We start from the raw sequence: 21,845 nt of genomic DNA, 5'->3' as shown, positions 1-21,845 counted from the left end.
CCAGCAAACCAATTCCAGCAATGCTAGCGCTTCCCCTGGTTCCCTGTGCCACTTCTCGATACGCCATCCGCATTTTTCGCACCTGACGCGATGTCGAGAAAAAGCCTGATCGAGCGTGAGAGATTGGCGAGCACAGTCGGGGCAGTGGTGCTCAATCATTTTTTTCACCATCATCGATAAGCTGATTCAGCATACGTTGTGCCCGTTGTACCTTTGCATATTCGGTCGTGGACAAAGCATAAGGCAAGTCTTGTAGCCCGATTCCGTTAACGAGAATTTGCATGGCATCACGAACGTGCTTCAGCTGTTCGATTTTTGAATTTTCAGACATCGTTATTTCCTCTCAATTTTTCCCGTCAGAAGGGAATATCATCGTCCAACATGTCGGCAGTTGGCGGGGTCTTGCGCTGCGTAGGCTGTGACCGTCCTGTCTGTTCGGCGTACTCATTCCGCCCCGTGCTTTGTGAATCCTGACGGCTGCCGAGCATTTGCATGGTGTCGGCGATGATTTCGGTCGCGTAACGGTCAACACCTTCCTTGTCGGTATATTTACGCGTTCTCAGACGGCCTTCGATATAGACCTGTGAACCCTTTTTCAGATACTGACCGGCAATCTCTGCCAGTTTGCCGAAGAATGAAATACGGTGCCATTCGGTCTGTTCTTTCTGTTCACCCGATGTTTTGTCACGCCAGCGATCAGTCGTTGCGACAGTGATACTGGTGACCTGTTCGCCACTTGGCAAATAGCGATTTTCAGGATCCCGGCCAAGATTGCCGACGATGATTACTTTGTTGATTGATGCCATATTCAAACTTTCATAAAAACTAAAAATACTGTTTTCCCGCGACGATGCCCGAATAGCGGCTCATGTGTTGTCAGTTTTAGCACGTCAGACGTATTGATCTGCTCATCAGACCACTTGAAAACGAGCGTCCCGAGCGGTTTCAAAACGCGGAAACACTCAACTAATCCTTGTCTGATATCGTCTTGCCAGCTGCCAGATAAAACACCATATTTTTTGGCCAGCCATGATTTTTCACCCGCATGTACAAGATGCGGAGGATCGAAACAAACAAGATTAAATGTCTCGTCCTCAAAATCCATATTTCTAAAATCGTGCTGAACATCTGGATTGATATGCAAAACTCGTCCATCGCATAGAGTGTGAGTTTCGTTACGGCTGTCAGCAAAAACAGCCAGCGGATTCTGTTTGTCGAACCACATCATCCGAGAGCCGCAACAAGCATCAAGAATTGGCTTCATATTGCTGCCTCTTCGAATTTATGATTTGCTTTGAACACTGCCTCAGAAAACCCCCTAGGTGTAGCGCTTCGAAAGTTTGCGCGTTCTGGTCCAGGCGAGGCTTTATGAATGCGGTCATCTGGTTTCCCGAGCTTTAAATCTGGTTGAGTCTCCGGCATTACAAAACCATTTCCTGTCCACAAGCATGTTTTTTTTGTGTAGTTATCATCAGCGCATATCCCAGCATATTCATGCGGATGAAATGTATAATCTGGTTTACGCCAGTAGCTGCTGACCACGCTTACAGGGTTTTCAATCATATACGGGCAGCCGAGCAATAAAGCCATGTCAACAGAGCGCTTAAAAAGATTTAATGTGTTGATTAACGCCCCCAGCCCCTTGTCTTTAAACCACCTGGCACCGGATACCGCAACATCTGTACACGGAGGGAAGGCAAATAACATTGCAACCTGATCCGGTTTTTTTGGCATCCAGTGCAGTACATCTGCCCTGACTTTTGCAATACGTCCATCTGAAGATGTGTTCGGGTGCTGAAGGTCAACGCATATACAGTTGTATCCGGCTTCTGCCCAAGGTTTGACAATATTTCCGGTGTAATCAAACAAGCTGATAACTATGTTTTTACTCATTCTTCGCTCCAATCCAGCCGCTGGCCACAGTGACAACAGCAATTTCCTTTGAGTAAACTTTTGCGGACATGCTCGTCACAACTTGGACAAATAAACTCATCTCCTTCACAGAAAAAAGGGTTGCCTTTTTTTAGCATCTTTGGTGTATCCCGCTCAATGGCCTTTTGGGCTTCTGGCGGGTATACGCGGGTGTTCCATCGCTCAGCGCATATAGCCCTGCGGTTCTCCAAGCTGTCGCCCTGACGAATTGTTGGCAGTAGGTCTATCTCTATGCCATTGCCGATAATTCTGTGACAGCCGCCATCGCATTCGTCGCAAAATTCGACTTTGCTTCCGTCATGCGGGCAGGGCAGTAATTCAGGTGTTTTCATAAAACTCCTTTACCGGATTTTTGTTTCCGAAGCTGTTCCATTTGTTGGCACAGATTGACTTGCTGATAACCTCATTATTCAGCTTCACTAAAATCCATGTTTCACATTTTTTGCATTGGAAGCTTGCAGTACTGTTATTCAGATTGGCATCCATAAGCTCGACATCCCCGCCGCACAGATAACACTGGTGTAATTCAGGTGTTTTGCTCATTCCGGCACCTCGTCCCAAGTTCTTCCGTCCAGGAGACGGCCTGCTATTTTTTTTCCAACTTTTTGCATATATGTGTCATCGCCATCGCAGGAATTTTCGAGCCGGGATCCATCATTTCCCCTTGCTGTCAGTCGGACGACATAAGGCCATTTCTTGCAGCTTGGATCAAGGTCAGCTAAGCAAGAACCGTCCTCGAATTTGTGAACGCAATCGCTTCTTGGGCACCATTCTCCCCATTGCTTGAACATGAACGGGACATGAGCTATCGCACACTGATCTCGTACAGTACGCACCCAGTCTGGGTGCATTGGTCTTGCATTTTGTCCGGATTCACCGCCAACGATTACCCAATCAATACAAACACCGGGGGCTGGCCAATCAAACGCATGAACTATGTCAACGCTTCCAATCAACGGTTCCATACTGATAAATCGTTTTGCTGCAGGCGTTGCCAACAATAGCGGTATACGTTTGTCCGCCATCTCCTGATTTTCAACTGTGACACCAGCCCATATCCTCGGATGAGGTCCGTCAAAGTATTTTGTCTGATCATAAAGACCATCGGGGTCAAGTCCTCCGCCATAATTAACAGCATTAGTTGCCCATTGCTCGCGTCGGTCTTGAGACAGATATTCAAGCATTCTGTCGGCACGTTTTGTCAATATCTGGAAAATATGACCGGGTTCGCTATCGCGTCCATACAGACACGCCCACATAACACCAAAAACAGCATCAATCCAGTCATCTGGGACGTTTTCGTGGAACAGGTCGCCATGCGCGCAGACAAAAACCTTTCTTGGTTTCTTCCAGCGAATAGGCTGGTCCAGCCATTCGAGGCTAAAGCACACCTCACCATTCCAGACATAGCGTCCGTTTACTTCTTTCGTCAGGCCCGCACGGGAAGGATGATGTTTCAGACGTGTACCAGCGAGCCGACTTGCATAACAATTTGCACAGCCGGGAGAAACTGGAGAACACCCTGTTATGATGTTCCAGGTCGCGTCCGTCCATTCGATTTTCGAGTTGTCGGCCATGATCACCCCAATTTGTATTTATCGCGACAAGGGGCGCAAGCACCATTAACGAGTCGTCCGGACCATTCACCGCAAAACTCACATTCGCCGGGTACACCTTTAGCCATTTCTGCGTTTGCCCTTGCATGAGAAATTGCTGCTTCAGTCATCCTGCTTTCGTATTCCTGTGCTCGATCTATCTCATCTGTCATGATGTCAGGTCCTTTGCTGATACGATTTCAATGCCGACCTGATGAGCAATGTTCACTTCAAGACGGGCGCCCCTTGATTTCATCCAGCCTGGCAGCAGGGCTATCATGTCGCAAGTCAGGAGTGCAGCCAGATCAATGCGCATACACTGTTGCCAATCCGTCGAGTTGGGGCATAGGTCCACAGGGTTGACTACGTCATATCCCATCCCTTCAAGACGTAACGCCTCTGCGTTAAACAATGGAAAATTAAGACCGGGTAATCCGGTCATTGGGCCACTGATATAAACCCGCGTTTTTTTTACATTTTTTGTTGACGGCTTTTCATAAACGCCGCCGTAATCGTGGTTAAATCCCATTTTGTGCCTCTCCTTTGGCTGCTTGTACCAGCCAATTTGCGTAGACGCTGGCTTTTTCGTAGTCTTCAATTCCGTTTTTATGTTCGGCTCGTATTGTGTATTTCAGGACGTTTCCTTTAAGAAAACCTTTGAACTCTTCGGGAGATAGCTTTGCCTGAAGAATATCGATCATCTCTATACCGCCAGTTTTGTAATGAGAAGGTTGGTTGACTGGGTCAAACGATTGTTCTGTTATTCCGATTTTTGATTCTTCCAATGCAGTTTTATTTAATGCTTCGTCAGCTGTATTTGGATTGGTGGTAGCGATATCACATAGCGTCCAGACCTTGTCCCTAAAATTCACGGATCCTTTTGAAATCAAATGTTTCAAAAAAGGGAGAGGGTGCTGACGAGAAGTAAGTCCCATTGCTTGCTTTAACTCTGCGGGCGTTGCTTTTTCGTGAGTTCTTAAATAAGCGAGTGCGAGTGCCACTTTTGAAACTTTTATCGAACTTTTTCGATCGCTTTCGACAGAAATTGATTCTTTTTTACTGATTTTAGGAGTGATGGGTATAGCAGTTTTTTCAGTACAGATTCGCCGATATCGCCGGATTTGTAGTCCAGACGGGGTAATTACAACCGAGGATGAAATTTCATTTCCAAGAAGAGGTGAGGTGACAGATCTGGCAAGATCTACCTCTATATCCAGACGGTCGGCTATCTCTGCATCATTGATGCCTGGATGAGCGGTTATCAATTCAATAATTTTGGACTTCAGATTTGGCATAATAATCTCTTATGTGCGTTCAGTAATCCGCCGGTTCTGCGTATTTACTCGATTCTTTCGCGAGCGATTCTTGGCGATGGCCATAAGGATGGCTTTTTGTGTCGGGCATGCGATCATTTGCTGATACGGGGTAGTGACTTTGAGCCATTGCCATGCTTTTTTAAGCTCTTCTTCGGGAAGAATCAGCATGATTTACCCCTTGATCCAGCCGAGGCCGTAAAGCAGAATAGGTGAGCCAATGATCAAGCCGACAAATAGGCCTTCTGCAAGACGCTTGCAGAATCTGCCGATTTTGTGCAGATCAACGGTAATTGTCAGAATGTAAGAGTTCATAATTGACCTCATTTTTTGGAAAGCGTGGCAGAATGCCTTTTATTTAAAGAGGAGAACAACATGGAAGTTCTTGATGAAAAAGAAATCGATTCCTTGACGACATAAAAGCGTCCAGATGACCCGCAAAACTGGTCAGTCCGTCTCATTTTTTCACATGATCTTAATAATGGACCCTGAACCAGATCGACATACTCGGATTCTTTGGCGGAACACTTAGGGCCCCATTTGAGATCGCCCGAGCAATGTTTACAGTCTTTGCAGTAACGCGGCTGATTATCATTTTTGTCTTTATCTGGCACCTTAATGCCGGCGGCCCTGGCTGCAACATGAAAAGGGATGGCATGAGGGATGTCTGAATCGCTCAAGTCTTCATTTGTTAAATAAAGGGCATTCAAGCCAAATGCCCCTTTATCATGTTTGCTGACGTCATCCATAATGATTGGCTTGCGATAGTGTCTGGCTAATGCTTGGGCGTATCTCGTCTTACCGCATCCAGCAGGCCCATAAATCACTACAGGCGTTGTATCGTTGCTTTGCATATTTCCCCCTTTTCTGTAACGTTAATTACTTTTTGTTCGTAACCATAGTTACATTAATTTTTTAATGTGTCAATAGTAATTACATTAATTTGTAATTGTAGTTACATTCTGGGGGCGTAAAACGGATAAAAAAATAACCCGTCAAAGCGGGTTGTTTTTTGGTGGTAGGATTTTTCGCGGGAAAGGAATAATTATCGCAAGCGTTCGTTTAGCCAGCGTTCTTTCTCTTTCTACTTTTCATTTCCCAGTTAAAAAAACGCAATTCCATGTATTCGTTGATCGCGTCGATTTCGGGTTTTGGTAATAAATTTAATTTGTCAGGCGGGAAATTGAACGGCCAGTACCGGCCCACACGATAAGGCTCTGCCTTTTCCGCCGCTTTTAATGTAGAGGGCGATTCGTCTTTCAAAAATTCGTCAGTTGTAAGACCAAAAAACTCACAAATTTTCAAAATATTAGCTATTTTCAGATTTTGCGCCGAGCCATTTTCCCATTTCAATACCGATACTCGACTTACTCCAATATTTTTGGCGAATTGCTCCGGAGTCAGCCCTTTTTTAATCCTTAACTCTCTGATTTTTTTGCTAATGGTATCCATGAAAGAATGGTTACATATTTTTTTGTAACTATAATTTGCTTTTTCTGTGTAACTATGGTTACAATCGCTAATATGATTCATTTAAACGACTCCAAATTAATTGATGAGCTTGGCGGTTCCGTCAAAGTGGCTGACATTTTTGGCATCCGTTCGCAGGCTGTTTCAAAGTGGCGAAAACAAGGGATTCCGGATGCCAGGATGATGTATTTAAAGGCTGTGTATCCAGAAACTGTCGCTGCTGTTCAATGTAATCAATTTAACTGTAATCGCCAAAATTAAAAACCACAGGGAAAGGGCAAACGCTGTGAATGTGAGGCAGGCAAATCTCAAAATGATCAAGTCGTTTCCCGGCGGAAAAGATGCGCTAGCAGTGGCAATGGGAATGACGATTCATGCATTTGATAACCGGTTATATAACCGGAAGGGGCAGGATTTTACGGCCGATGAAGAGTTGCAGATCCAGTCCTTCAGTGGAACAACGTTCTTTGCTGATGCAGTGGCGTCGTTAAGTGGTGGGGTTTTTGTCGAATTGCCGGATGTGTCTGATATCGGAAACGATGAACTGCTGGAAAAGTGGAATGCACTCTACGCGAAAGTAGGCGAATTTTCCGGAAAATTCAGCAGGGCGATTTCTGATGATGTGGTCGATCAGCGAGAACGTCAGGATCTGTCGGCGGCAGGTGAGGGGGTAAATAAGCTGGTACAGGAACTGTTGGCGCTCACATTTCGAATCTATTGCAAGCAACATGAAAAGGAAGACTGAAATGATATCCAGAACCATGTCGTTAAAACCAGTCAGGAAAAGTCTTCGAAAAAGAAAGCTGTCAGAAAAAACGTCACTGACAGAGGCCGTCCGACGTCTTGTTTGCGCATTGAGGCAAACATCCGATTCTGTCGCAGTGTTCAGCTTTTGCGGGCGGATAACAATCATGAAGTCATCGGGCTTGCGGTTTGCTTCGTTTGTGACGGAAAAGCATGAGGCTTTGGTCGGGATCTATAACCAGAATTTTTATATCAGCGACGTGATTGATGATTTCAGCCTGTTTTTTACTGACGAGGTGTCGGAATGAAAACCAAAAGAGATATAAAAAAAGAGATTATTGATGCCTTGAAAGAAAAACCGGCGACAGTAAAAGAACTCGCTGAAAAGACAGGTTTTTGCAGTCAAACGATCAATAAGCACGTGCGTAAAATCCGAGTCGAGAAAAGGAAAAATGGCACGGTTTATGTTGCTGATTGGCTTGAGGGCGACTATGCATTTTCAAGAGTATTTGCTTTCGGAGTTGGTAAAGATGCACCGACACCAAACCGCAAGGTTGCCGGACCAAAAAAACGCAAACCGGTGTTGGAACTATCGCCAACACCAGTCCGAATAAAATCATCACGTGAAGTCGTTTATAGAAAAGAATTTCTGGATGATTGGGCATTTCAGGTTGTTGTTGGGAGAGGTGCAGCATGTTAGCTGCAAACCACCTATTGTTTTATCGGTCAGCCGTGCGCAATAGTCAGTTTCAGGCCAAGGGCTTGAGTGACGCGCATAATCGTGTCAAAACGCGGTTTTGCGCCTTCAGAAAGCGCCCTGTAAAGGCTTTCTCTGGCGAGTCCGGTATCATTTGCAAGTTTCATCATGCCCCGCGCTTTGGCGATGTGGCCGAGCGCCCGGATAATTTCATCGGAGTCGCCGTCTTCCATGACTTGTCTGAAATATTCCTGGACGTTTTCTTCACTGTCCAGATATTCAACTATGTCAAAAGTGTGTGTTTTTTCAGTCATTTTTCAAATTCCTTTCGCCTTGCTTTTTGCGATTTTAATATCCGATTTCTGTGTGGACTTTTTTCCACCGTTCAGGAAAAACACGATCTCATTTCCGCGAATGGTGTAATACAAGCGATAACCTGCACCGACATCGACGCGCATTTCAGAAACACCGTCATTAATCGACTTGGCATCCCCGAAATTGCCGTTTCCGGCTCTTTCAAGTCTTCTGATGATGGCAATAAATGCCGTTCTATCCTTGACTGTTTTGAGCCACGTTTTAAATGTTTCGGTTTGTTTGATTGTGTATTTCATGGTTCTATTGTAACCAATCGGTTACAAAAGGTCAAGGAGTCAAGCCGCAATCATTGCGAAAATTCAAAACGCTATACTCAAGGGGGCTACTATGCCTAAATCCTCATTGCCTGCGCTCGTTTTTAACGGCGTATCTCTGTCGATTATTCGACAAAACAATCAAACCTATTTTTCTGCGACCGATATCGCAAAGTCATTGGGTTATCAATCCGATGATGCAATAAGCCGGATATACAGACGTAATGCTGATGAATTTACGGCAGATATGTCCGAGACGGTCAATTTGACCGTCTCGGGGAATATTCAAAAAACCGTCCGTCTTTTTTCCCTTCGTGGCGCTCATTTGGTTGCCATGTTTTCCAGAACATCGAAGGCAAAAGAATTCCGGCGATGGGTATTGGATATTCTGGATAAAGAGGTGGAGCAACATGCTAGAAATACGCTTGCAGCCGTGCGCATTCTCACTACGATAGAACAAACCAACATCAACATGCGTTCGCACGTTCTGGCACAGGAAAAATACCGGGAAATCCGGGGTGAGTTGACAAGCCGTCAACTATCCGGCTATGCTACATCTGCGCTGGAAAAAAACAGCGTCGGGTTTAGAAGCTCGGATATACAAAGGCGGACACCGCCATCAAAGCGGTTTTTTTATGTCCGTGGCAAGTCTCTTTTTATGGGCGAGCCGTGCGGGGCATCTTCGGGTGCGCCGGGTTCCTTTGTAACCGGTCTTCTAATCCGCACGGTTTCGCCCACCCGTTTAGAAGCGGGTAGCGAAAATTCAAAACGCTACAAAGGAGTCAGCCATGACTAACATCATATCTATCGGTTCGTCCGCCATCCGTCAGCAAGACGGTTTATATTCTCTCAATGATTTACATAAGGCCAGCGGTGGCAATAAAAAACATCAGCCCTCCAATTTTTTGCGGCTTGAGGCAACAAAGGCTTTAATTTCTGAAATTGATAGTTCCTCACATATGAGGAGCTTAAATACAGTTGCCGGAAAAGGGCGGGCACAGGGTTCTTATGTTTGTAAAGAACTAGTCATTGCCTACGCGGCATGGATCAGCCCTGCATTCCATCTCAAGGTCATTCGTGTGTTTCTGGATTCCGCGAAAGCGCAGGTTGTAAGCACACTTCCGGCCGTCCGTGTCATTACTACCGAAGAGCAAACCGCCATCAACATGCGTGCGCACGTTCTGGTAATGGAAAAATACCGGGAAATCCGGGGTGAATTGATGTCCGATTATCTTTCTGGAAAGGTTGACGATCTGGATATCTGGATTCCTCAAGAAACGAAATCGATGTCTTCTGTTGATATCGCTGAAATGATGCGGGAAGGTCTTCCTGTTTCCAGCGTCGATATTCCGAAAAGTCTGGCCGATGATATGGAAAAAAAGGCATGGGAAATGTCGCGGGAATGTTATGACCTTTGTATTGATCATTTGCGCCGTGCGGTTGAATATCGATGTGTCGCCGGCGGAAGACTAAATCTGATGTATGCAAAAAGAGTTGTCAAGACAACCACCCTTGGCAATGCGCTCCTGCACAAACTGAATGAAGAAAAAGAACGAATCGAAGAACTGCTTCAATTCGTCAGGATCAAGGCCGATAAAGCCCTGAATAAAATCCAGGGGGGCGTCAATGAGTAATCTGACATCGGTTATCGACCAGATGACGGCTTGCGGTCTGCCGATGTTGCCTTCAGGGCATCCAGTCCTTGATGGCAAGATTCATCGATTTGGACCCGGTAAGAAAGCATGGTATGCCTTGCGTGACATTACGCTCAAGTCGGGCCGTCAGGTCGTGACAGGCGCATTCGGAATCTGGCAGGGCGAAAACAATAATGCAGTATCCGTCAAAATCGATTGGCAAGGAATTTCCGATGAAGAAAAAGCACTGGCCCTCAAAAAACAAAAAGAGTTCGACGATCGGGAAGCTGAAAAGCGCCGGAAAATGGCGACGTTTGCCGCAAACCGGGCGAAAACGCAATGGGAGGCAGTCAAGCCGGAAGCTGGGGTTATTTCGCCATATCTGCAGCGCAAGGGTATTGATGGCGACGGGGCGAAAATCGCGCCGGATGGATCCGTATTTGTCCCTGCGTATCAGTATGACCCGGATGGCCAACATCTTGTTGGATTACAAAAGATCGATCCAGCCGGCGATAAACGGTTTAATAAAGGGATGCAAAAAGACGGTGCAGGCCTGATATTAGGAGAAATTCCCCTCGCCCCCCAGCTGATCATGGTTGGCGAGGGGTACGCAACGATGCAATCTGTTCGGATGGCGACAGACCGGAAATATCCGGCTATCGTGGCATTTGACGTGGGTAATCTGATGCGCGTCATACGCTGGGTAAGACGGGACTGGCCAGAGGCGCATTTGCTCTTCATTGCCGATGATGATTATCTGATCCGGCAGCGGTACGCTGAACGCCTGACAACTGATTACGGGCTTTCTGATATTCCGGAACTTTCCGGTATTCAAAACGACCTGATTGATAAAGACGGGATGCCTGTGCGTGTCACATCAGGGCTTAAAAAAGATCCGCACGGCGACGATTACATTTATTCGGAAGTCATACGGAATGGACATGGACGTTCACTCACGTTCAGAAATGCAGGGATTTACGGTGCCAAAAATGCGGCGATTGATGCAGGTAATGCGTCGGTAGTCTGGCCGGTTTTTAAAGATCGGGGAACAAATAAATGGACGGATTTCAACGATCTGCATGTTCATGAATCGCTTGATGTGGTCAAAGATCAGGTTCAGGCGGCTATCGATGCTGCTCTGTCCGGAAAGCCGTTGCCAGTCAACAAAAAAGGTGGAAAAAGTGCCGACGGCAAGGGGGAAAGGGGCGGTCGCAAGATCAAGGAACGGGGCGCTAATTTCTGGGAAAAAGTTAATTTTCTGCTCGATAAGTTTGTTCTGATTTACGGAACGGACGAGGCTTACGATAGTGACCGCCACATGTTCATCAAGATCGCGAATTTAAGGCTGGCATACGGCAGCGACGAGGTTAAATTCTGGTTGAACAATGGTGAGCGAAAGATCGTCAATAAAGACCGCGTTATTTTCGATCCTGGGCATAAAGAGGACATGATCGGCGCAATAAACCTTTATCACGGCTGGACGATTCAACCGAAAAAAGGCTCTTATCAAAAAATCATGGAGCTGGTCGGGCACCTGTCCAATGGTGATAAAGCGGTTATGACGTGGTTATTGCGCTGGATCGCCTACCCACTGCAAAACCCCGGCGCAAAAATGCGGACGAGTATTGTGATGCACGGTGATGAAGGTTCGGGTAAAAACCTGTTCTGGGAAATCATTGTGCGTCGGATATACGGCGAGTATGGCGGGGTTATCGGCAGTGAACAGCTGGAAAACCAGTTTAACGACTGGGCCAGCAAGAAGCTGTTTGTAGTGGCTGATGAGGTGATTACTCGATCAGAGCTTAAAGCGACAAAAGGCAGATTGAAAAAAATCATTTCTGGCGATACGGTGATGGTTAATCCGAAAAACCTGAATGCCAGGGAAGAAGCAAATCACATGAATTTTGTGTTTCTTTCGAATGAGTTGCAACCGCTGGTTCTGGATAGTTCAGACAGGCGTTATCTTGTTCTCTGGACACCGCCAAAACGGGAGAAAGAGTTTTATCGCGCTGTGGCTGAAGAGGCGAATAACGGCGGTATTGAGGCTTTTTATGATTTTTTGCTTAATACCGTCACGTTTGATGGTTTTGACGAGTACACCGACCCGCCCAGAACCGAGGCAAAGGACGATCTTATTACGTTGAGCATGTCGCCACCAGAGCGTTTTTTTCATAACTGGTCGCAGGGTTTCCTTCCCCTTCCGTTTATAAGTTGTTCCGCTCAACAACTCTATTCAGGTTTCCAGCGGTGGTGCGTAGTGAGTGGCGAGCGATGGCCCCCAACATTGACGCTATTCGGTCGAACGATAGACCGGATAGGAAAAGGATTGGTCAGGAAGTCATTGATCAAGTATGACCTGAACAGTGATGTCAAGCAGAGGACTGTTTATCTGGTCGGAGACAAGCCGGACGATAAAACGATCAGTGGCTGGGTTGAGGGGGCGTCAAGTCTTTTTGAAGAGCATCTTAAAAAGTACCGGAACGTTTACACACAACAGGAAATGTGAACAGTATGAATAGTTTCGAAAAACTGTTAACACGTCAGAACCCGCATGAAATAAGGCTTTGTGAACAGTATGGACAGTATGAACAGTTTTTTCTACACGTGCGCGCGCACACGCGAGATGCATATTTTTCCGAGAATGAAATAATTTCTCGCGCGTATAGGGATAAAACTATTCATACTATTCACATACCTAAAAAATATTAATAAAAACAATATGTTATAAAAAATAAACTATTCACAAAACTATTAACATAACTATTCATACTGTTCACAAAACCATTAAAAAATTGACATGAATCAATAAAATAAAGAAAGAAGATGAAATGAGCGATTGGGCAGACGAAAAATTGAAAAAATGGGGATTGTTTTCGGCACTGAAGGAAAAAGGGGTTTGCGGGTTTCCTGCTCAATCGCCGACATTCAGGGTTGAATTGTCTGGCGGGAGTTCTGGTACGGTTGCGCTGGTCGATGCTGATGTAATGATGATCGACGGCATTATGTCCAGGGTGAAGGCAGAAAAACCATCGTTGTTCTGGATGGGGTGGGATTGGTATGTGAAGGGCTTGCCGGTGTCTTCTATTGCATTTCATCATAGATGTGCCAACAAGACAGTCTATAACCGAATGAGCGCGTTGAAACAACAGGTTTTAATTGGGTCGCGCGATTATAAACAAGTGATTTAAACTGTCAAGCCGAACTTAGACAAAGTGACTATTTGAAAAATTACACTTTTTCGTTACATTATTGCTATGCTCAAGCAGAGCTGTTACTCAAAGACTATTTTCTTTAATCCCTGACCTATTTCGGCAGGGATTTTTTTATGAATAACCTTACAGTTTACAAGAAATTATTGCGTTTTCAATACTTTGCTCAGTAATCATATTTATTTGTAGCAGATAAGTTTAATTTTTATAAGGAAAAGTTATTTTCGATTCTAAAAATGGTTGAGCACGAGTAAATTACTAACTGAATAAACAGTTGGAGCTCGTCATGCCTGATGAATCAAAACTCGTGTTGACAATCAAGAACAGCCGACCGGTAGATGTGAGGGATCTGGCCGAATGTATGTTGGGTGTCAGTAATGAATATCAGCGTTACGTAGAAAAAGAGTTGGGGCTGCCACCTGTTGATGCCGGTCTTTACGTTAAAGACGTAAGGTCTGGCAGTATTATCACCGAGCTAGTGGGATTAACCTCATCCTTGCTTCCGTATATGGAAGACATAAATACATTGGTTGCGTTTGGGGGAGGACTTGTCGTGTTATTAAATTGGCTTGCTGGAAATAAGGTTGACAGACCTGCTGTGATCGAAAAAAAGACACTTGAAAATATTATGGATATCGTTGACCCAATTGCTAAAGATGCTAAAGGCTCTTTCAGAATCGATACCGTAAATGTAAATGGTGAAATTAGTGTCCATTACCATTTTCATTCTCCAGAAGCCAATACAATTCAGAATAATGCACGTAGGGAAATAGAGATTCTTAAAGTTCCTCTGGTTGGCGTTCGCAATAAAGTGTTATTACATTGGGATCAAGCTAAGAATCAGACAAGCAATACTGTGGGAGACAAGGCAATAATTGAAAGTATTTCGCCAAAACCGATCAGGGTGACGTTCGAAAATGAGGAATTGAAAAAGAAAATGCTATTCGAACGTCCTTATCCTTTTCAAGACTATTTTCTTGTCGATGTATTTGTTGAAACAGTTGAGGATGTACCCAAAATGTATAAGATTATTGATGTTCATGAGATATTCACCGATAACGAATAGTTCTATTTTTTATACAGCAGGCCCTGCAAAATTTGCAGGGCTTTTTTATTGTCATGATGAAAATCGAAATAAAGGGCTTGAAGGAATTGCAAGAGTCGATTGACGATCATATTGCCCGCCAGATTCCATTTATCGCAGCAAAGAGTCTGACGATGACGGCCAAGGATTTGCAAGCCGATCTGAAACATGAAATGACGGATTCATTCGATCGACCGACGCCATACACGTTAAACAGCACGTACATTCAAGCGGCTTCAAAATCAAAACTTGAAGCAACAGTCGGTTTCAAAACATTCGGGGGCAAAGGCATTCCAGCTGGCAAATATCTATTACCGCAAGTTTTCGGTGGGGTTCGTCCGCTCAAACGGTTTGAGGTGGCTTTGCGCTCTATTGGTATCTTGCCGAGCAACCATATCGTTGTGCCTGGGTCAGGGGTTCAGCTGGATTCATATGGCAACATGCCACGAGGTTTGATTGTTCAGATTCTTGCTTATTTCAAAGCATTCGGTGAGCAAGGTTATCGGGCAAACATGACAGATAAACGGCGCAAGTCGATAGCACGCGGAACAAAAACGAAACAGGGAGTCAGCTACTTTGTTTCGAAAGGTAGAGCAGACAAGTTTGCTGCCGGTATCTGGGCACGGTATCAGTTAGCGCAGGGTTCGGCAGTCAAGCCGATCATGATGTTTGTTCCGTATCCGGTCTATGGGCAACGTCTGGATTTCTTTTATGCAACGGAAAAATCTGCAGAGAGACATTTTGAAAAGAATCTCAAGGAAACTTTTGTCCAAGTTGTTGGATCGGGTACATCAAAAGGCTGAGGGCAATGATTCGGGTACAGATCACGATATTGTAAATGAGAATCATTCTCAATTGAAAAATATGGGTCCTTCCCTTGGGGCGCCTATGCGGGTAATTCGAACCGCGTGTTTTCGCTGGTCACAGCTTGGTGAAGTTAGTGAAATATATGTAGTGAAATCAATATTTTAAGTGAAATTAAGGATGTTTGCATGAATGGTTTTGTCACAAAATCCGTGTTCGCCAAAATATACGGTTGCGGCGTGTCATATGTGACGAAGCTGAAAGACCAGAAACGTATCGTTTTGTCGGAAGATGGGAAACAGGTCAACGTCGAAGCCAGCTTGCGCCTGATCGAAGCGACGGGCGATCCAAGCAAGGTCGGAGTTCGTGATCGCTGGAATGCCTATCGTGATGGAAAAGAGATCACGTTACCGGAAAAACCAGTGTCCGAAGCACCAAAAAACAAGCCAGTCAGCCCTTTTGTAAGTGATGAACAGGAAAGCGACTACCATCAGGCACGGGCGGATAGGGAGCGGGCTGAAGCCGAGCTGAAAAAAATTGAACTGGCAAAGCAAAGAGGGCTTATTGCCATGGTGGAACCCATCGTCAAGGCGGTGGTGGATACGCACATGGCGGCCAGAACGGCTTTAATGCAAATTCCGGAACGCCTGACGCAACAGATCGCGGCTGAAACGGATCCGGCAAAGGTCCATGCTCTGATTACAGACGAATGCGAAAAGATATGCAGCACGATGGAAAAAACGGTATCTGAACTGATTGAGAAACATCTATCCGGAGAAGATCATGCTTGATGGCTACAAGGCAATCTGTCATGCCGTGGTCAAAGCGTGGAAATTACCGGAAAAACTGAAAGTCAGTACATGGGCAGATAAAAACAGGATGTTGTCCGGTAAGGCCTCTGCTGAACCGGGGTTGTGGAGGACATCCAGAACGCCGTATTTGCGTGAAATCATGGACACGCTATCGGATGAGCATCCTGCAAAGGATATTTGTTTCATGGCCGCTTCGCAGGTCGGAAAAACGGAAGTCTTGCTGAACTGGATCGGCTACACAGTCGATCATGCACCGGCCCCGATGCTGACAGTACAGCCGACGGTGGACACGGCAGAAAAGTACAGTAAACAGCGTATTGCGCCAATGATCGAATTGAACAAACGATTATTGGCAAAAATACCGGCATCAAGGAAACGCGATAGCGGCAACACAACGTTGGTCAAGGAATTTCCAGGTGGTGTGCTCGTCATGACCGGCGCCAATGCGGCATCGGCACTGGCATCCATGCCGATCAAGAAATTGGCTCTGGATGAAACGGATCGTTACCCGATCGATGTCGACGGCGAAGGCGATCCTATTTCACTGGCTGAACAGCGGACAGTGACGTTTGCACGTGCAAAACGGTATAAGGCATCGACACCGGGACGGAAAGAAACGTCACATATCGCCAAAGAATATGAACGCTCATCACAGGCGAAATATTGGGTGACGTGTCCGCATTGTGTAGAACTGCAGACGCTTGAATTTGAAAATCTGATCTGGCAGAAAACGGTCGGCGAAGACGGAAAGAAAATACATCATCCGGAGACGGCAGCATATGTCTGTCCACATTGTGGCGGTTGTATCGAAGAACGCTTCAAGCCGTGGATGCTGGCCGAGGAAAACGGAGCCTGCTGGATACATGCCCATCCGGAACGGGAAAGGCTAGGTTATCACATCAATGCCTTGTATTCGCCTATCGGGCTTGGGCTTACTTGGGTCGAGATTGCGAAGAAATGGCTGGATGCTTGCAATGATCCGGCCAAATTACAGCCGTTCATTAACCTGCAGAAAGGTTTGCCTTATGAAGATTTCGGCGACAGGGTTAAAGGCGTTGATCTTGAAAAACGGGCAGAAAGCTGGCCGGTACGGACGGTTCCGGAAGGCATTTTCGTTCTGACGCTGGGCGTGGACGTTCAGAAAGACCGGTTGGAAGGTCATCTTGTGGGGTGGGGAGAAAACGAACGGTGCGCAACCATCGATTACGTCATTATTCATGGCGATCCGGAAAAACCGGAAGTGTGGGAAGCGCTGGAAAAGTATCGACATTCACCGGTTCGCAATGCCTTTGGCGTGGATTTGCAAATATCCATGACGGCAATCGATACCGGTTACAACACGCACAGGGTTTACAACCATGTCCGGCAATGTCGTTTCGACAGAGTTATTGCAGTCAAGGGCGCAAAAGAAACGAATCGGCCGATCCTGTCCAGACCGACACGCCAGGACGTCAAAAACGCCCGTGGTGACGTTCAGAAGAACGGGGTAATGGTTTGGTCTGTCGGTACCGATACGGCCAAGAACGCCTTGTTTTCGCGTCTGGCGAGTGACGTCGAGATTTCAGGCGAAACAGAACAATATCTTGCACCTGAAAAAAGGATGGTTCGTTTCCCTGAAGGATTGCCGACGGAGTTCTACGAACAGATGACAGCGGAAGTGTACGATGATCGGCGAGGGCGTTACGTCAAGATAAGGCAGCGTAACGAGGCGCTGGATACATGGGTGTATGCCTATGCTGCTGCCTGTCATCCCAATGTACGAATTAACCGGTTTCAGGCAGCGGACTGGGAACATTTGAAAACTCTGATCGAACCGCGCATTCCTGATCTGTTTAAACAAGCTGACGAACATGAAAAAAATGACCGGAACGCGATGGAACAGAGTGGAACATCCGTTTCGCTTTCAGGTGCGAAAATATCCGAAACCGAACCGGAAAAACGGCAGCTTGAGACGGAAAAGCAAACTGTTGAAACAGCGACAGCGAGACCAGAAACGAAACCGGAACAGGAACATAAGACCGAACCAGAACCAGAGCCGGAACCGGATAACTGGCTGGGTGTCGGGTCAAACTGGCTCTGCAGAGGAGGTAACGATAACTGGTTATAGGGGGATAAATGGCATTCACAGTTGAACAATTCAATGCAGTGGAAAAAGCACTGGCAAATGGTCTGCTGGAAGTGGATTACGGCGGAAAACGGGTGCGGTATCGCTCGATGGATGAACTGCTCCGGGTGAGGAACCTGATGCGCAGCGAGCTGACCGCCAGCGGCTTGATATCGGGCGGAAACAGTAACAGGGGACCGGCAGCGCTGGCAATATTTTCGAGGGATTAACGGATGAACTGGATAGATCGAATGGTTGAATACGTGTCGCCCGCTGCTGCCGTTCGCCGGGCGTATGCGCGTATGTCTCTGAATATGGCCAGATCATACGATGCGGGCAAGGTTGGCAGACGAACAGCTGGATGGCACGCTACAAACGGCAGTGCCAATGCTGAAATTGCGCCGCAACTGTCCCGTATTCGTGCCAGAGGACGGGATATTGTCCGAAACAACGAATATGGACGGTCGGCCATTCGTGCGCTGGTGGCTAATACAATCGGGGACGGTATAACGGTTAAAGCTCCGGATAACGGATTGTGGGAAGCATGGTGTGATCAGTGTGATTATGACGGGCAACTGAATTTCAATGGATTGCTGGAATTGGCTGTACGTCATCGTTATACCGATGGTGAAGTGCTGATTCGCCTGCATCATACCGGGCTTTATGAGGGATTGTCAGTTCCGTTACAGTTGCAAGTCCTCGAAGCTGATCATCTCGATACAAGCAAAATAGGTGAACTGGATAACGGGCATTTCGTGATTGCCGGTGTGGAGTTTGACCGTTCAGGCAGGCGCTGTGCGTATTGGCTTTTCCAGACTCATCCGGGAGAGATTGCCGGAATGAGCTGGAAAAACGGGATGGACAGCATCAGGGTGGCGGCCAGATATATCCTCCATTACTACCGGAAAGAACGGGCATCGCAGGTCAGAGGAATGTCTGAATTAGCCGTGGCGCTCATGCGCTTGCGTGATGTGGCCGATTACGAACAAGCCGAACTGGTTCGCAAAAAGATAGAAGCCTGTTTCGCCGTATTCATTCGCTCGGACAATGGCGGTTTGAATGTTGGCCAACAGGGTAAAACGGCATCAGGACAACGGACGGAAACACTCGCCCCCGGCATGATAACGAGAATCGACAATGCGGATGCCATCGAATTTGCTTCACCGTCACAATCGGGGGGATATGAAGGTTATACCAACACCCAATTGCACGCCATTGCCGCCGGTATGGGCGTGATGTATTCGCAGATGACTGGCGATTTATCGAAGTTCAATTATTCGTCTTACCGTGCCGGTCTGGTGGAGTTTAGGCAAATTATCAATGCCGAACAGTGGCTTGCGCTGGTGCCGATGCTCATTAACCCGATTTGCTGGGCATGGCAGAAATCAGCCATTCTATCTGGCGCTTTGCGAGGAAAACCATCACGAATGTCAGTGACGATGCCTAAAAAGGCCTGGGTTGATCCGGTCAAGGATGTTATGGCTGCAAAAGAAGCGCAACGGGCAGGGATGAAATCCGTATCAGAAAGTATCAGGGAATTGGGTGGTGACCCCGATGCCGTTCTGGCTGAAATCATTGCCGAACGCCAGCAGTATGCCGACGCGGGGATATTGTTTGATTCGGATGCAGCGGTATCGGAGAGGTTGATCAAGATAACGGATGTCATGAAAACAGAGGATTCATAAGGTATTTGAATTGTGAGAATAAAAGCCCGGCTTGTCCGGGTTATTTTTTTGGGAGAAACAGATGCCAAAGCAGGCAAATAAAGAAGGAATGACGGACCTACCGATGCAGACCAGAGCCGCATCAGTTGGGACAATCAACGATGAAAACCGGACGTGTAATCTGGTTTGGACGACAGGAGGCAAGGTTCGACGGTACGACTACATGCGAGGACGTTTTTATGTGGAAGAACTGCCTGTCAGCCCGGAATGTGTACGAATGGAACGACTGACATCAGGAAGGGCACCATTTCTGAACAGTCATTGTCGCTATGACTTGTCCGACCAACTCGGCGTTGTGGAATCAGCATCTATCGAAAATGGTCAGGGCATTGCGACTGCTCGATTCTCGAAACGGGAAGAAGTGAATGCGATTTGGCAGGACGTTAAGGAAGGCATTATCCGGAATATTTCGGTTGGTTATGCCATCCATTCCATCGAGATGATCCCGCCAGAAAAGGATGGAGAAGACTGGATTTATCGGGCAACAGACTGGGAACCGCTGGAATTGTCGCTGGTGACGGTTCCAGCGGATGGGGGCGCTGGCACCCGAAGCCAGCCAGACCAGCAACCCGGCATGGCCACAACGCCATGCCATTTTTTTGTACGTCAACTTGCGGCACCTGCCGTGAACACTGAAAAAGGAAACAATATGCCTCAAGCAAATGAAGGAACCCGCAGTGGCGCGCCTGTCGCTGCACCTGTTGTGCCACAGGATAACCAGGCACAAATTGAAGCGGCTCGTGCAGAAGGGATGCGAATGGAAGCGGAACGCCAAACGGCTATCCGTGATGCTGTCCGGATGGCTGGGCTGGAACCGGGCTTTGCCGATGCATTGATCAATAATCGGGATATGGATGGAAAAGATGCAGGCATGGCCTGTCTGAACGAATTGCACAAGCGATCTGCTGGGTCTGGTGCGACTATCAGTCCGGCACATATTGTTACCGTACAAGATCAGACGGATATTCGCCGTGCGGCCATGTCGGATGCCATTCTTTTGCGAGCCAATCCAAATGCCCTGACGGACAAGGATCAGATCGAACGGGCAAGACAGTATCGGGGCATGAACCTGATTGACATGGCACGTGCTGCGATTGAAGCTGGTGGCGGCAAGGTTGCCGGATTTGCCCGTCATGAAATCGCGTCCATTGCATTGAACGTGGATCAAAACCTGCGTGTGCGTGCGGGTATGAACTCGACCAGCGACTTCCCGGAAGTGCTTGGCAATACAGTCGGGCGCACCTTGCGACGGGTCTATGATGCCGCGCCAAAAACATTCACGCCGTTTTGTACCCGGTCAACCGCGCCGGATTTCAAACAGGTTGCCCGTGTTCAATTGTCCGACATGAGTGGATTTGAAAAGGTGACCGAAGGTGAAGAATACAAAATGGCGACTATGGGAGAAAGTGCAGAGAAATATGCACTCGTCAAATATGGCCGGATTATTCCAATCACGATGGAAACGCTGGTCAATGATGATCTGAACGCCTTTGACCGTATTCCACGCATTTTTGCGAATAAGGCAGCGCAAAAAGAATCAGACATTGTGTACGGTATTTTGACCGGTAATCCGAATATGGCCGACGGAAAAGCCCTGTTCGATTCTGACCATAAAAATCTGACCAGTACCGGAACGGCGATCAGTGACACGTCCCTGACAGCAGCCAGGGCAATGATGAGAAAACAGAAAGACCTGAAAGATGGTTATCTGAACCTGACACCGGCTTATTTGATTGTCGGCCCTGATAACGAAGGTTTGGCAAACAAGTACACGTCAGCCGAATTCGTCGCGGCCGCATCAGTCAATATCAATCCGAAATTCAATACCTCGCTGGAAGTGATCGTCGATCCGCGAATTATTGGAAATTCCTGGTATATGTCGGCTTCGCCGAACATGGTAGATACAATCGAATACGCCTATCTGGAAGGTGAAAACGGCCTGTTTACCGAACAGAAACAGGGATTCGAAGTGGACGGATTGCAGATCAAGGCGCGTCTTGTTTTTGCAGCCAAGGCCATCGACTGGCGTGGTCTTTACAAAAATAACGGTGCGGCATAAGCGGCACGACAGTTTGAAAAATCTTTCCCTGTGTG

General features: G+C 46.9%; 31 protein-coding genes. 15 read left to right on the top strand and 16 right to left on the bottom strand.

Going from position 1 to position 21,845, the window contains the following annotated elements:
• Positions 1 to 23: 23 nt before the first annotated feature.
• From BRW83_RS12065 to BRW83_RS06860, 14 genes are all read right to left on the bottom strand, one after another.
• Positions 24 to 155 carry a hypothetical protein gene (locus tag BRW83_RS12065; RefSeq protein ID WP_257789307.1) on the bottom strand — a complete coding sequence of 44 codons (132 nt, stop codon included), beginning with the start codon at positions 153 to 155 and terminating at the stop codon, positions 24 to 26.
• Positions 152 to 331, bottom strand: coding sequence for a hypothetical protein (locus BRW83_RS06920; protein WP_086131797.1), 180 nt, complete (start codon positions 329 to 331; stop codon positions 152 to 154). Before BRW83_RS06920 ends, BRW83_RS12065 begins: the two co-directional genes overlap by 4 nt.
• 25 nt (positions 332 to 356) lie before the next feature.
• Positions 357 to 806: a single-stranded DNA-binding protein gene (gene ssb / locus BRW83_RS06915; protein WP_086131796.1), complete on the bottom strand. Its 450-nt coding sequence runs from the start codon at positions 804 to 806 to the stop codon at positions 357 to 359.
• Positions 807 to 808: 2 nt separating this feature from the next.
• Positions 809 to 1,264, bottom strand: a complete 456-nt coding sequence (locus tag BRW83_RS06910) for a class I SAM-dependent methyltransferase (RefSeq protein ID WP_086131795.1) — start codon at positions 1,262 to 1,264, stop codon at positions 809 to 811.
• A complete protein-coding gene (locus BRW83_RS06905) occupies positions 1,261 to 1,893 on the bottom strand; it encodes a hypothetical protein (protein WP_086131794.1) in 633 nt (210 codons plus the stop codon). The genes BRW83_RS06910 and BRW83_RS06905 overlap by 4 nt, the downstream gene beginning before the upstream one ends.
• Positions 1,890 to 2,264 carry a hypothetical protein gene (locus BRW83_RS06900; RefSeq protein WP_086131793.1) on the bottom strand — a complete coding sequence of 125 codons (375 nt, stop codon included), beginning with the start codon at positions 2,262 to 2,264 and terminating at the stop codon, positions 1,890 to 1,892. Before BRW83_RS06900 ends, BRW83_RS06905 begins: the two co-directional genes overlap by 4 nt.
• Complete coding sequence (locus tag BRW83_RS06895; protein WP_086131792.1) at positions 2,251 to 2,475, bottom strand: hypothetical protein; 225 nt, start codon at positions 2,473 to 2,475, stop codon at positions 2,251 to 2,253. Before BRW83_RS06895 ends, BRW83_RS06900 begins: the two co-directional genes overlap by 14 nt.
• Positions 2,472 to 3,509, bottom strand: a complete 1,038-nt coding sequence (locus BRW83_RS06890; RefSeq protein WP_086131791.1) for a DUF5131 family protein — start codon at positions 3,507 to 3,509, stop codon at positions 2,472 to 2,474. Before BRW83_RS06890 ends, BRW83_RS06895 begins: the two co-directional genes overlap by 4 nt.
• 187 nt (positions 3,510 to 3,696) lie before the next feature.
• A complete protein-coding gene (locus tag BRW83_RS06880; RefSeq protein WP_086131789.1) occupies positions 3,697 to 4,056 on the bottom strand; it encodes a DUF4406 domain-containing protein in 360 nt (119 codons plus the stop codon).
• The gene (locus BRW83_RS11875) at positions 4,046 to 4,822 is read right to left on the bottom strand and encodes a DUF3310 domain-containing protein (protein ID WP_198341922.1); all 777 of its coding nucleotides are present in this window, start codon (positions 4,820 to 4,822) and stop codon (positions 4,046 to 4,048) included. The genes BRW83_RS06880 and BRW83_RS11875 overlap by 11 nt, the downstream gene beginning before the upstream one ends.
• A 9-nt stretch (positions 4,823 to 4,831) precedes the next feature.
• The gene (locus BRW83_RS06870) at positions 4,832 to 5,011 is read right to left on the bottom strand and encodes a hypothetical protein (RefSeq protein WP_086131788.1); all 180 of its coding nucleotides are present in this window, start codon (positions 5,009 to 5,011) and stop codon (positions 4,832 to 4,834) included.
• Positions 5,012 to 5,014: 3 nt separating this feature from the next.
• Positions 5,015 to 5,155, bottom strand: coding sequence for a hypothetical protein (locus BRW83_RS11700; protein WP_157661015.1), 141 nt, complete (start codon positions 5,153 to 5,155; stop codon positions 5,015 to 5,017).
• 8 nt (positions 5,156 to 5,163) lie between these two features.
• Positions 5,164 to 5,694 (bottom strand): hypothetical protein, encoded by a 531-nt coding sequence (locus BRW83_RS06865; protein ID WP_145814966.1) that lies wholly within the window; start codon positions 5,692 to 5,694, stop codon positions 5,164 to 5,166.
• Positions 5,695 to 5,902: 208 nt separating this feature from the next.
• The gene (locus BRW83_RS06860) at positions 5,903 to 6,292 is read right to left on the bottom strand and encodes a helix-turn-helix domain-containing protein (protein WP_198341921.1); all 390 of its coding nucleotides are present in this window, start codon (positions 6,290 to 6,292) and stop codon (positions 5,903 to 5,905) included.
• A 54-nt stretch (positions 6,293 to 6,346) separates the two neighbouring features.
• Here BRW83_RS06860 and BRW83_RS11870 point away from each other — a divergent pair, with 54 nt between their 5' ends.
• From BRW83_RS11870 to BRW83_RS06840, 4 genes are all read left to right on the top strand, one after another.
• Entirely contained in the window at positions 6,347 to 6,571 is a 225-nt protein-coding gene (locus BRW83_RS11870) for a helix-turn-helix domain-containing protein (RefSeq protein WP_186447524.1), read from the top strand.
• A gap of 25 nt (positions 6,572 to 6,596) precedes the next feature.
• Positions 6,597 to 7,055: a YmfL family putative regulatory protein gene (locus tag BRW83_RS06850; protein WP_086131784.1), complete on the top strand. Its 459-nt coding sequence runs from the start codon at positions 6,597 to 6,599 to the stop codon at positions 7,053 to 7,055.
• Between the two features lie 166 nt (positions 7,056 to 7,221).
• The gene (locus BRW83_RS11695; protein WP_157661014.1) at positions 7,222 to 7,362 is read left to right on the top strand and encodes a hypothetical protein; all 141 of its coding nucleotides are present in this window, start codon (positions 7,222 to 7,224) and stop codon (positions 7,360 to 7,362) included.
• Positions 7,359 to 7,754, top strand: coding sequence for a winged helix-turn-helix domain-containing protein (locus tag BRW83_RS06840; protein ID WP_086131782.1), 396 nt, complete (start codon positions 7,359 to 7,361; stop codon positions 7,752 to 7,754). The genes BRW83_RS11695 and BRW83_RS06840 overlap by 4 nt, the downstream gene beginning before the upstream one ends.
• Positions 7,755 to 7,780: 26 nt before the next feature.
• On the opposite strand, the gene BRW83_RS06835 is transcribed toward BRW83_RS06840, so the two are convergent.
• Both BRW83_RS06835 and BRW83_RS06830 read right to left on the bottom strand, forming a co-directional pair.
• Positions 7,781 to 8,065: an addiction module antidote protein gene (locus BRW83_RS06835; protein ID WP_086131781.1), complete on the bottom strand. Its 285-nt coding sequence runs from the start codon at positions 8,063 to 8,065 to the stop codon at positions 7,781 to 7,783.
• Positions 8,066 to 8,068: 3 nt separating this feature from the next.
• A complete protein-coding gene (locus BRW83_RS06830; protein ID WP_086131780.1) occupies positions 8,069 to 8,362 on the bottom strand; it encodes a type II toxin-antitoxin system RelE/ParE family toxin in 294 nt (97 codons plus the stop codon).
• Positions 8,363 to 8,453: 91 nt separating this feature from the next.
• Here BRW83_RS06830 and BRW83_RS06825 point away from each other — a divergent pair, with 91 nt between their 5' ends.
• The 11 genes from BRW83_RS06825 (at position 8,454) to BRW83_RS06770 (ending at position 21,810) form a co-directional block, all read left to right on the top strand.
• The gene (locus BRW83_RS06825; RefSeq protein WP_086131779.1) at positions 8,454 to 9,176 is read left to right on the top strand and encodes a BRO-N domain-containing protein; all 723 of its coding nucleotides are present in this window, start codon (positions 8,454 to 8,456) and stop codon (positions 9,174 to 9,176) included.
• On the top strand, positions 9,169 to 10,014 hold the full coding sequence (locus tag BRW83_RS06820) for a KilA-N domain-containing protein (protein WP_086131778.1): 846 nt from the start codon (positions 9,169 to 9,171) through the stop codon (positions 10,012 to 10,014). Before BRW83_RS06825 ends, BRW83_RS06820 begins: the two co-directional genes overlap by 8 nt.
• Positions 10,007 to 12,520 carry a DUF5906 domain-containing protein gene (locus BRW83_RS06815; RefSeq protein WP_086131777.1) on the top strand — a complete coding sequence of 838 codons (2,514 nt, stop codon included), beginning with the start codon at positions 10,007 to 10,009 and terminating at the stop codon, positions 12,518 to 12,520. The genes BRW83_RS06820 and BRW83_RS06815 overlap by 8 nt, the downstream gene beginning before the upstream one ends.
• Before the next feature lie 322 nt (positions 12,521 to 12,842).
• Positions 12,843 to 13,202: an antiterminator Q family protein gene (locus BRW83_RS06805; protein WP_086131775.1), complete on the top strand. Its 360-nt coding sequence runs from the start codon at positions 12,843 to 12,845 to the stop codon at positions 13,200 to 13,202.
• 307 nt (positions 13,203 to 13,509) lie between these two features.
• Positions 13,510 to 14,289, top strand: a complete 780-nt coding sequence (locus BRW83_RS06800; RefSeq protein WP_145814967.1) for a hypothetical protein — start codon at positions 13,510 to 13,512, stop codon at positions 14,287 to 14,289.
• A gap of 53 nt (positions 14,290 to 14,342) precedes the next feature.
• A complete protein-coding gene (locus tag BRW83_RS06795; protein WP_145814968.1) occupies positions 14,343 to 15,110 on the top strand; it encodes a hypothetical protein in 768 nt (255 codons plus the stop codon).
• 189 nt (positions 15,111 to 15,299) lie between these two features.
• Entirely contained in the window at positions 15,300 to 15,902 is a 603-nt protein-coding gene (locus BRW83_RS06790) for a hypothetical protein (RefSeq protein ID WP_086131772.1), read from the top strand.
• Positions 15,895 to 18,030, top strand: coding sequence for a phage terminase large subunit family protein (locus BRW83_RS06785; RefSeq protein WP_086131771.1), 2,136 nt, complete (start codon positions 15,895 to 15,897; stop codon positions 18,028 to 18,030). Before BRW83_RS06790 ends, BRW83_RS06785 begins: the two co-directional genes overlap by 8 nt.
• 8 nt (positions 18,031 to 18,038) lie before the next feature.
• Positions 18,039 to 18,257: a phage head-tail joining protein gene (locus tag BRW83_RS06780; protein WP_086131770.1), complete on the top strand. Its 219-nt coding sequence runs from the start codon at positions 18,039 to 18,041 to the stop codon at positions 18,255 to 18,257.
• 3 nt (positions 18,258 to 18,260) lie between these two features.
• Entirely contained in the window at positions 18,261 to 19,712 is a 1,452-nt protein-coding gene (locus BRW83_RS06775; RefSeq protein WP_086131769.1) for a phage portal protein, read from the top strand.
• Positions 19,713 to 19,773: 61 nt separating this feature from the next.
• A complete protein-coding gene (locus BRW83_RS06770) occupies positions 19,774 to 21,810 on the top strand; it encodes a prohead protease/major capsid protein fusion protein (protein WP_086131768.1) in 2,037 nt (678 codons plus the stop codon).
• Positions 21,811 to 21,845: the final 35 nt, after the last annotated feature.

Origin of the sequence: Oxalobacter formigenes, from assembly GCF_002127965.1 — a bacterium.
GTDB lineage: Bacteria > Pseudomonadota > Gammaproteobacteria > Burkholderiales > Burkholderiaceae_D > Oxalobacter > Oxalobacter formigenes.
Note: the sequence above shows the minus strand (reverse complement) of the source record. Positions and strands in the feature narration are given on the sequence as shown.

What these genes read in the sequence shown, in the direction of transcription:
- BRW83_RS06920 (WP_086131797.1), bottom strand. Translation starts at nt 331, where the DNA reads ATGTCTGAAAATTCAAAAATCGAACAGCTGAAGCACGTTCGTGATGCC.
- ssb (WP_086131796.1), bottom strand. Translation starts at nt 806, where the DNA reads ATGGCATCAATCAACAAAGTAATCATCGTCGGCAATCTTGGCCGGGAT.
- BRW83_RS06910 (WP_086131795.1), bottom strand. Translation starts at nt 1,264, where the DNA reads ATGAAGCCAATTCTTGATGCTTGTTGCGGCTCTCGGATGATGTGGTTC.
- BRW83_RS06905 (WP_086131794.1), bottom strand. Translation starts at nt 1,893, where the DNA reads ATGAGTAAAAACATAGTTATCAGCTTGTTTGATTACACCGGAAATATT.
- BRW83_RS06900 (WP_086131793.1), bottom strand. Translation starts at nt 2,264, where the DNA reads ATGAAAACACCTGAATTACTGCCCTGCCCGCATGACGGAAGCAAAGTC.
- BRW83_RS06895 (WP_086131792.1), bottom strand. Translation starts at nt 2,475, where the DNA reads ATGAGCAAAACACCTGAATTACACCAGTGTTATCTGTGCGGCGGGGAT.
- BRW83_RS06890 (WP_086131791.1), bottom strand. Translation starts at nt 3,509, where the DNA reads ATGGCCGACAACTCGAAAATCGAATGGACGGACGCGACCTGGAACATC.
- BRW83_RS06880 (WP_086131789.1), bottom strand. Translation starts at nt 4,056, where the DNA reads ATGGGATTTAACCACGATTACGGCGGCGTTTATGAAAAGCCGTCAACA.
- BRW83_RS11875 (WP_198341922.1), bottom strand. Translation starts at nt 4,822, where the DNA reads ATGCCAAATCTGAAGTCCAAAATTATTGAATTGATAACCGCTCATCCA.
- BRW83_RS06870 (WP_086131788.1), bottom strand. Translation starts at nt 5,011, where the DNA reads ATGCTGATTCTTCCCGAAGAAGAGCTTAAAAAAGCATGGCAATGGCTC.
- BRW83_RS11700 (WP_157661015.1), bottom strand. Translation starts at nt 5,155, where the DNA reads ATGAACTCTTACATTCTGACAATTACCGTTGATCTGCACAAAATCGGC.
- BRW83_RS06865 (WP_145814966.1), bottom strand. Translation starts at nt 5,694, where the DNA reads ATGCAAAGCAACGATACAACGCCTGTAGTGATTTATGGGCCTGCTGGA.
- BRW83_RS06860 (WP_198341921.1), bottom strand. Translation starts at nt 6,292, where the DNA reads ATGGATACCATTAGCAAAAAAATCAGAGAGTTAAGGATTAAAAAAGGG.
- BRW83_RS11870 (WP_186447524.1), top strand. Translation starts at nt 6,347, where the DNA reads ATGGTTACAATCGCTAATATGATTCATTTAAACGACTCCAAATTAATT.
- BRW83_RS11695 (WP_157661014.1), top strand. Translation starts at nt 7,222, where the DNA reads ATGAAGTCATCGGGCTTGCGGTTTGCTTCGTTTGTGACGGAAAAGCAT.
- BRW83_RS06840 (WP_086131782.1), top strand. Translation starts at nt 7,359, where the DNA reads ATGAAAACCAAAAGAGATATAAAAAAAGAGATTATTGATGCCTTGAAA.
- BRW83_RS06835 (WP_086131781.1), bottom strand. Translation starts at nt 8,065, where the DNA reads ATGACTGAAAAAACACACACTTTTGACATAGTTGAATATCTGGACAGT.
- BRW83_RS06830 (WP_086131780.1), bottom strand. Translation starts at nt 8,362, where the DNA reads ATGAAATACACAATCAAACAAACCGAAACATTTAAAACGTGGCTCAAA.
- BRW83_RS06825 (WP_086131779.1), top strand. Translation starts at nt 8,454, where the DNA reads ATGCCTAAATCCTCATTGCCTGCGCTCGTTTTTAACGGCGTATCTCTG.
- BRW83_RS06820 (WP_086131778.1), top strand. Translation starts at nt 9,169, where the DNA reads ATGACTAACATCATATCTATCGGTTCGTCCGCCATCCGTCAGCAAGAC.
- BRW83_RS06815 (WP_086131777.1), top strand. Translation starts at nt 10,007, where the DNA reads ATGAGTAATCTGACATCGGTTATCGACCAGATGACGGCTTGCGGTCTG.
- BRW83_RS06805 (WP_086131775.1), top strand. Translation starts at nt 12,843, where the DNA reads ATGAGCGATTGGGCAGACGAAAAATTGAAAAAATGGGGATTGTTTTCG.
- BRW83_RS06800 (WP_145814967.1), top strand. Translation starts at nt 13,510, where the DNA reads ATGCCTGATGAATCAAAACTCGTGTTGACAATCAAGAACAGCCGACCG.
- BRW83_RS06795 (WP_145814968.1), top strand. Translation starts at nt 14,343, where the DNA reads ATGATGAAAATCGAAATAAAGGGCTTGAAGGAATTGCAAGAGTCGATT.
- BRW83_RS06790 (WP_086131772.1), top strand. Translation starts at nt 15,300, where the DNA reads ATGAATGGTTTTGTCACAAAATCCGTGTTCGCCAAAATATACGGTTGC.
- BRW83_RS06785 (WP_086131771.1), top strand. Translation starts at nt 15,895, where the DNA reads ATGCTTGATGGCTACAAGGCAATCTGTCATGCCGTGGTCAAAGCGTGG.
- BRW83_RS06780 (WP_086131770.1), top strand. Translation starts at nt 18,039, where the DNA reads ATGGCATTCACAGTTGAACAATTCAATGCAGTGGAAAAAGCACTGGCA.
- BRW83_RS06775 (WP_086131769.1), top strand. Translation starts at nt 18,261, where the DNA reads ATGAACTGGATAGATCGAATGGTTGAATACGTGTCGCCCGCTGCTGCC.
- BRW83_RS06770 (WP_086131768.1), top strand. Translation starts at nt 19,774, where the DNA reads ATGCCAAAGCAGGCAAATAAAGAAGGAATGACGGACCTACCGATGCAG.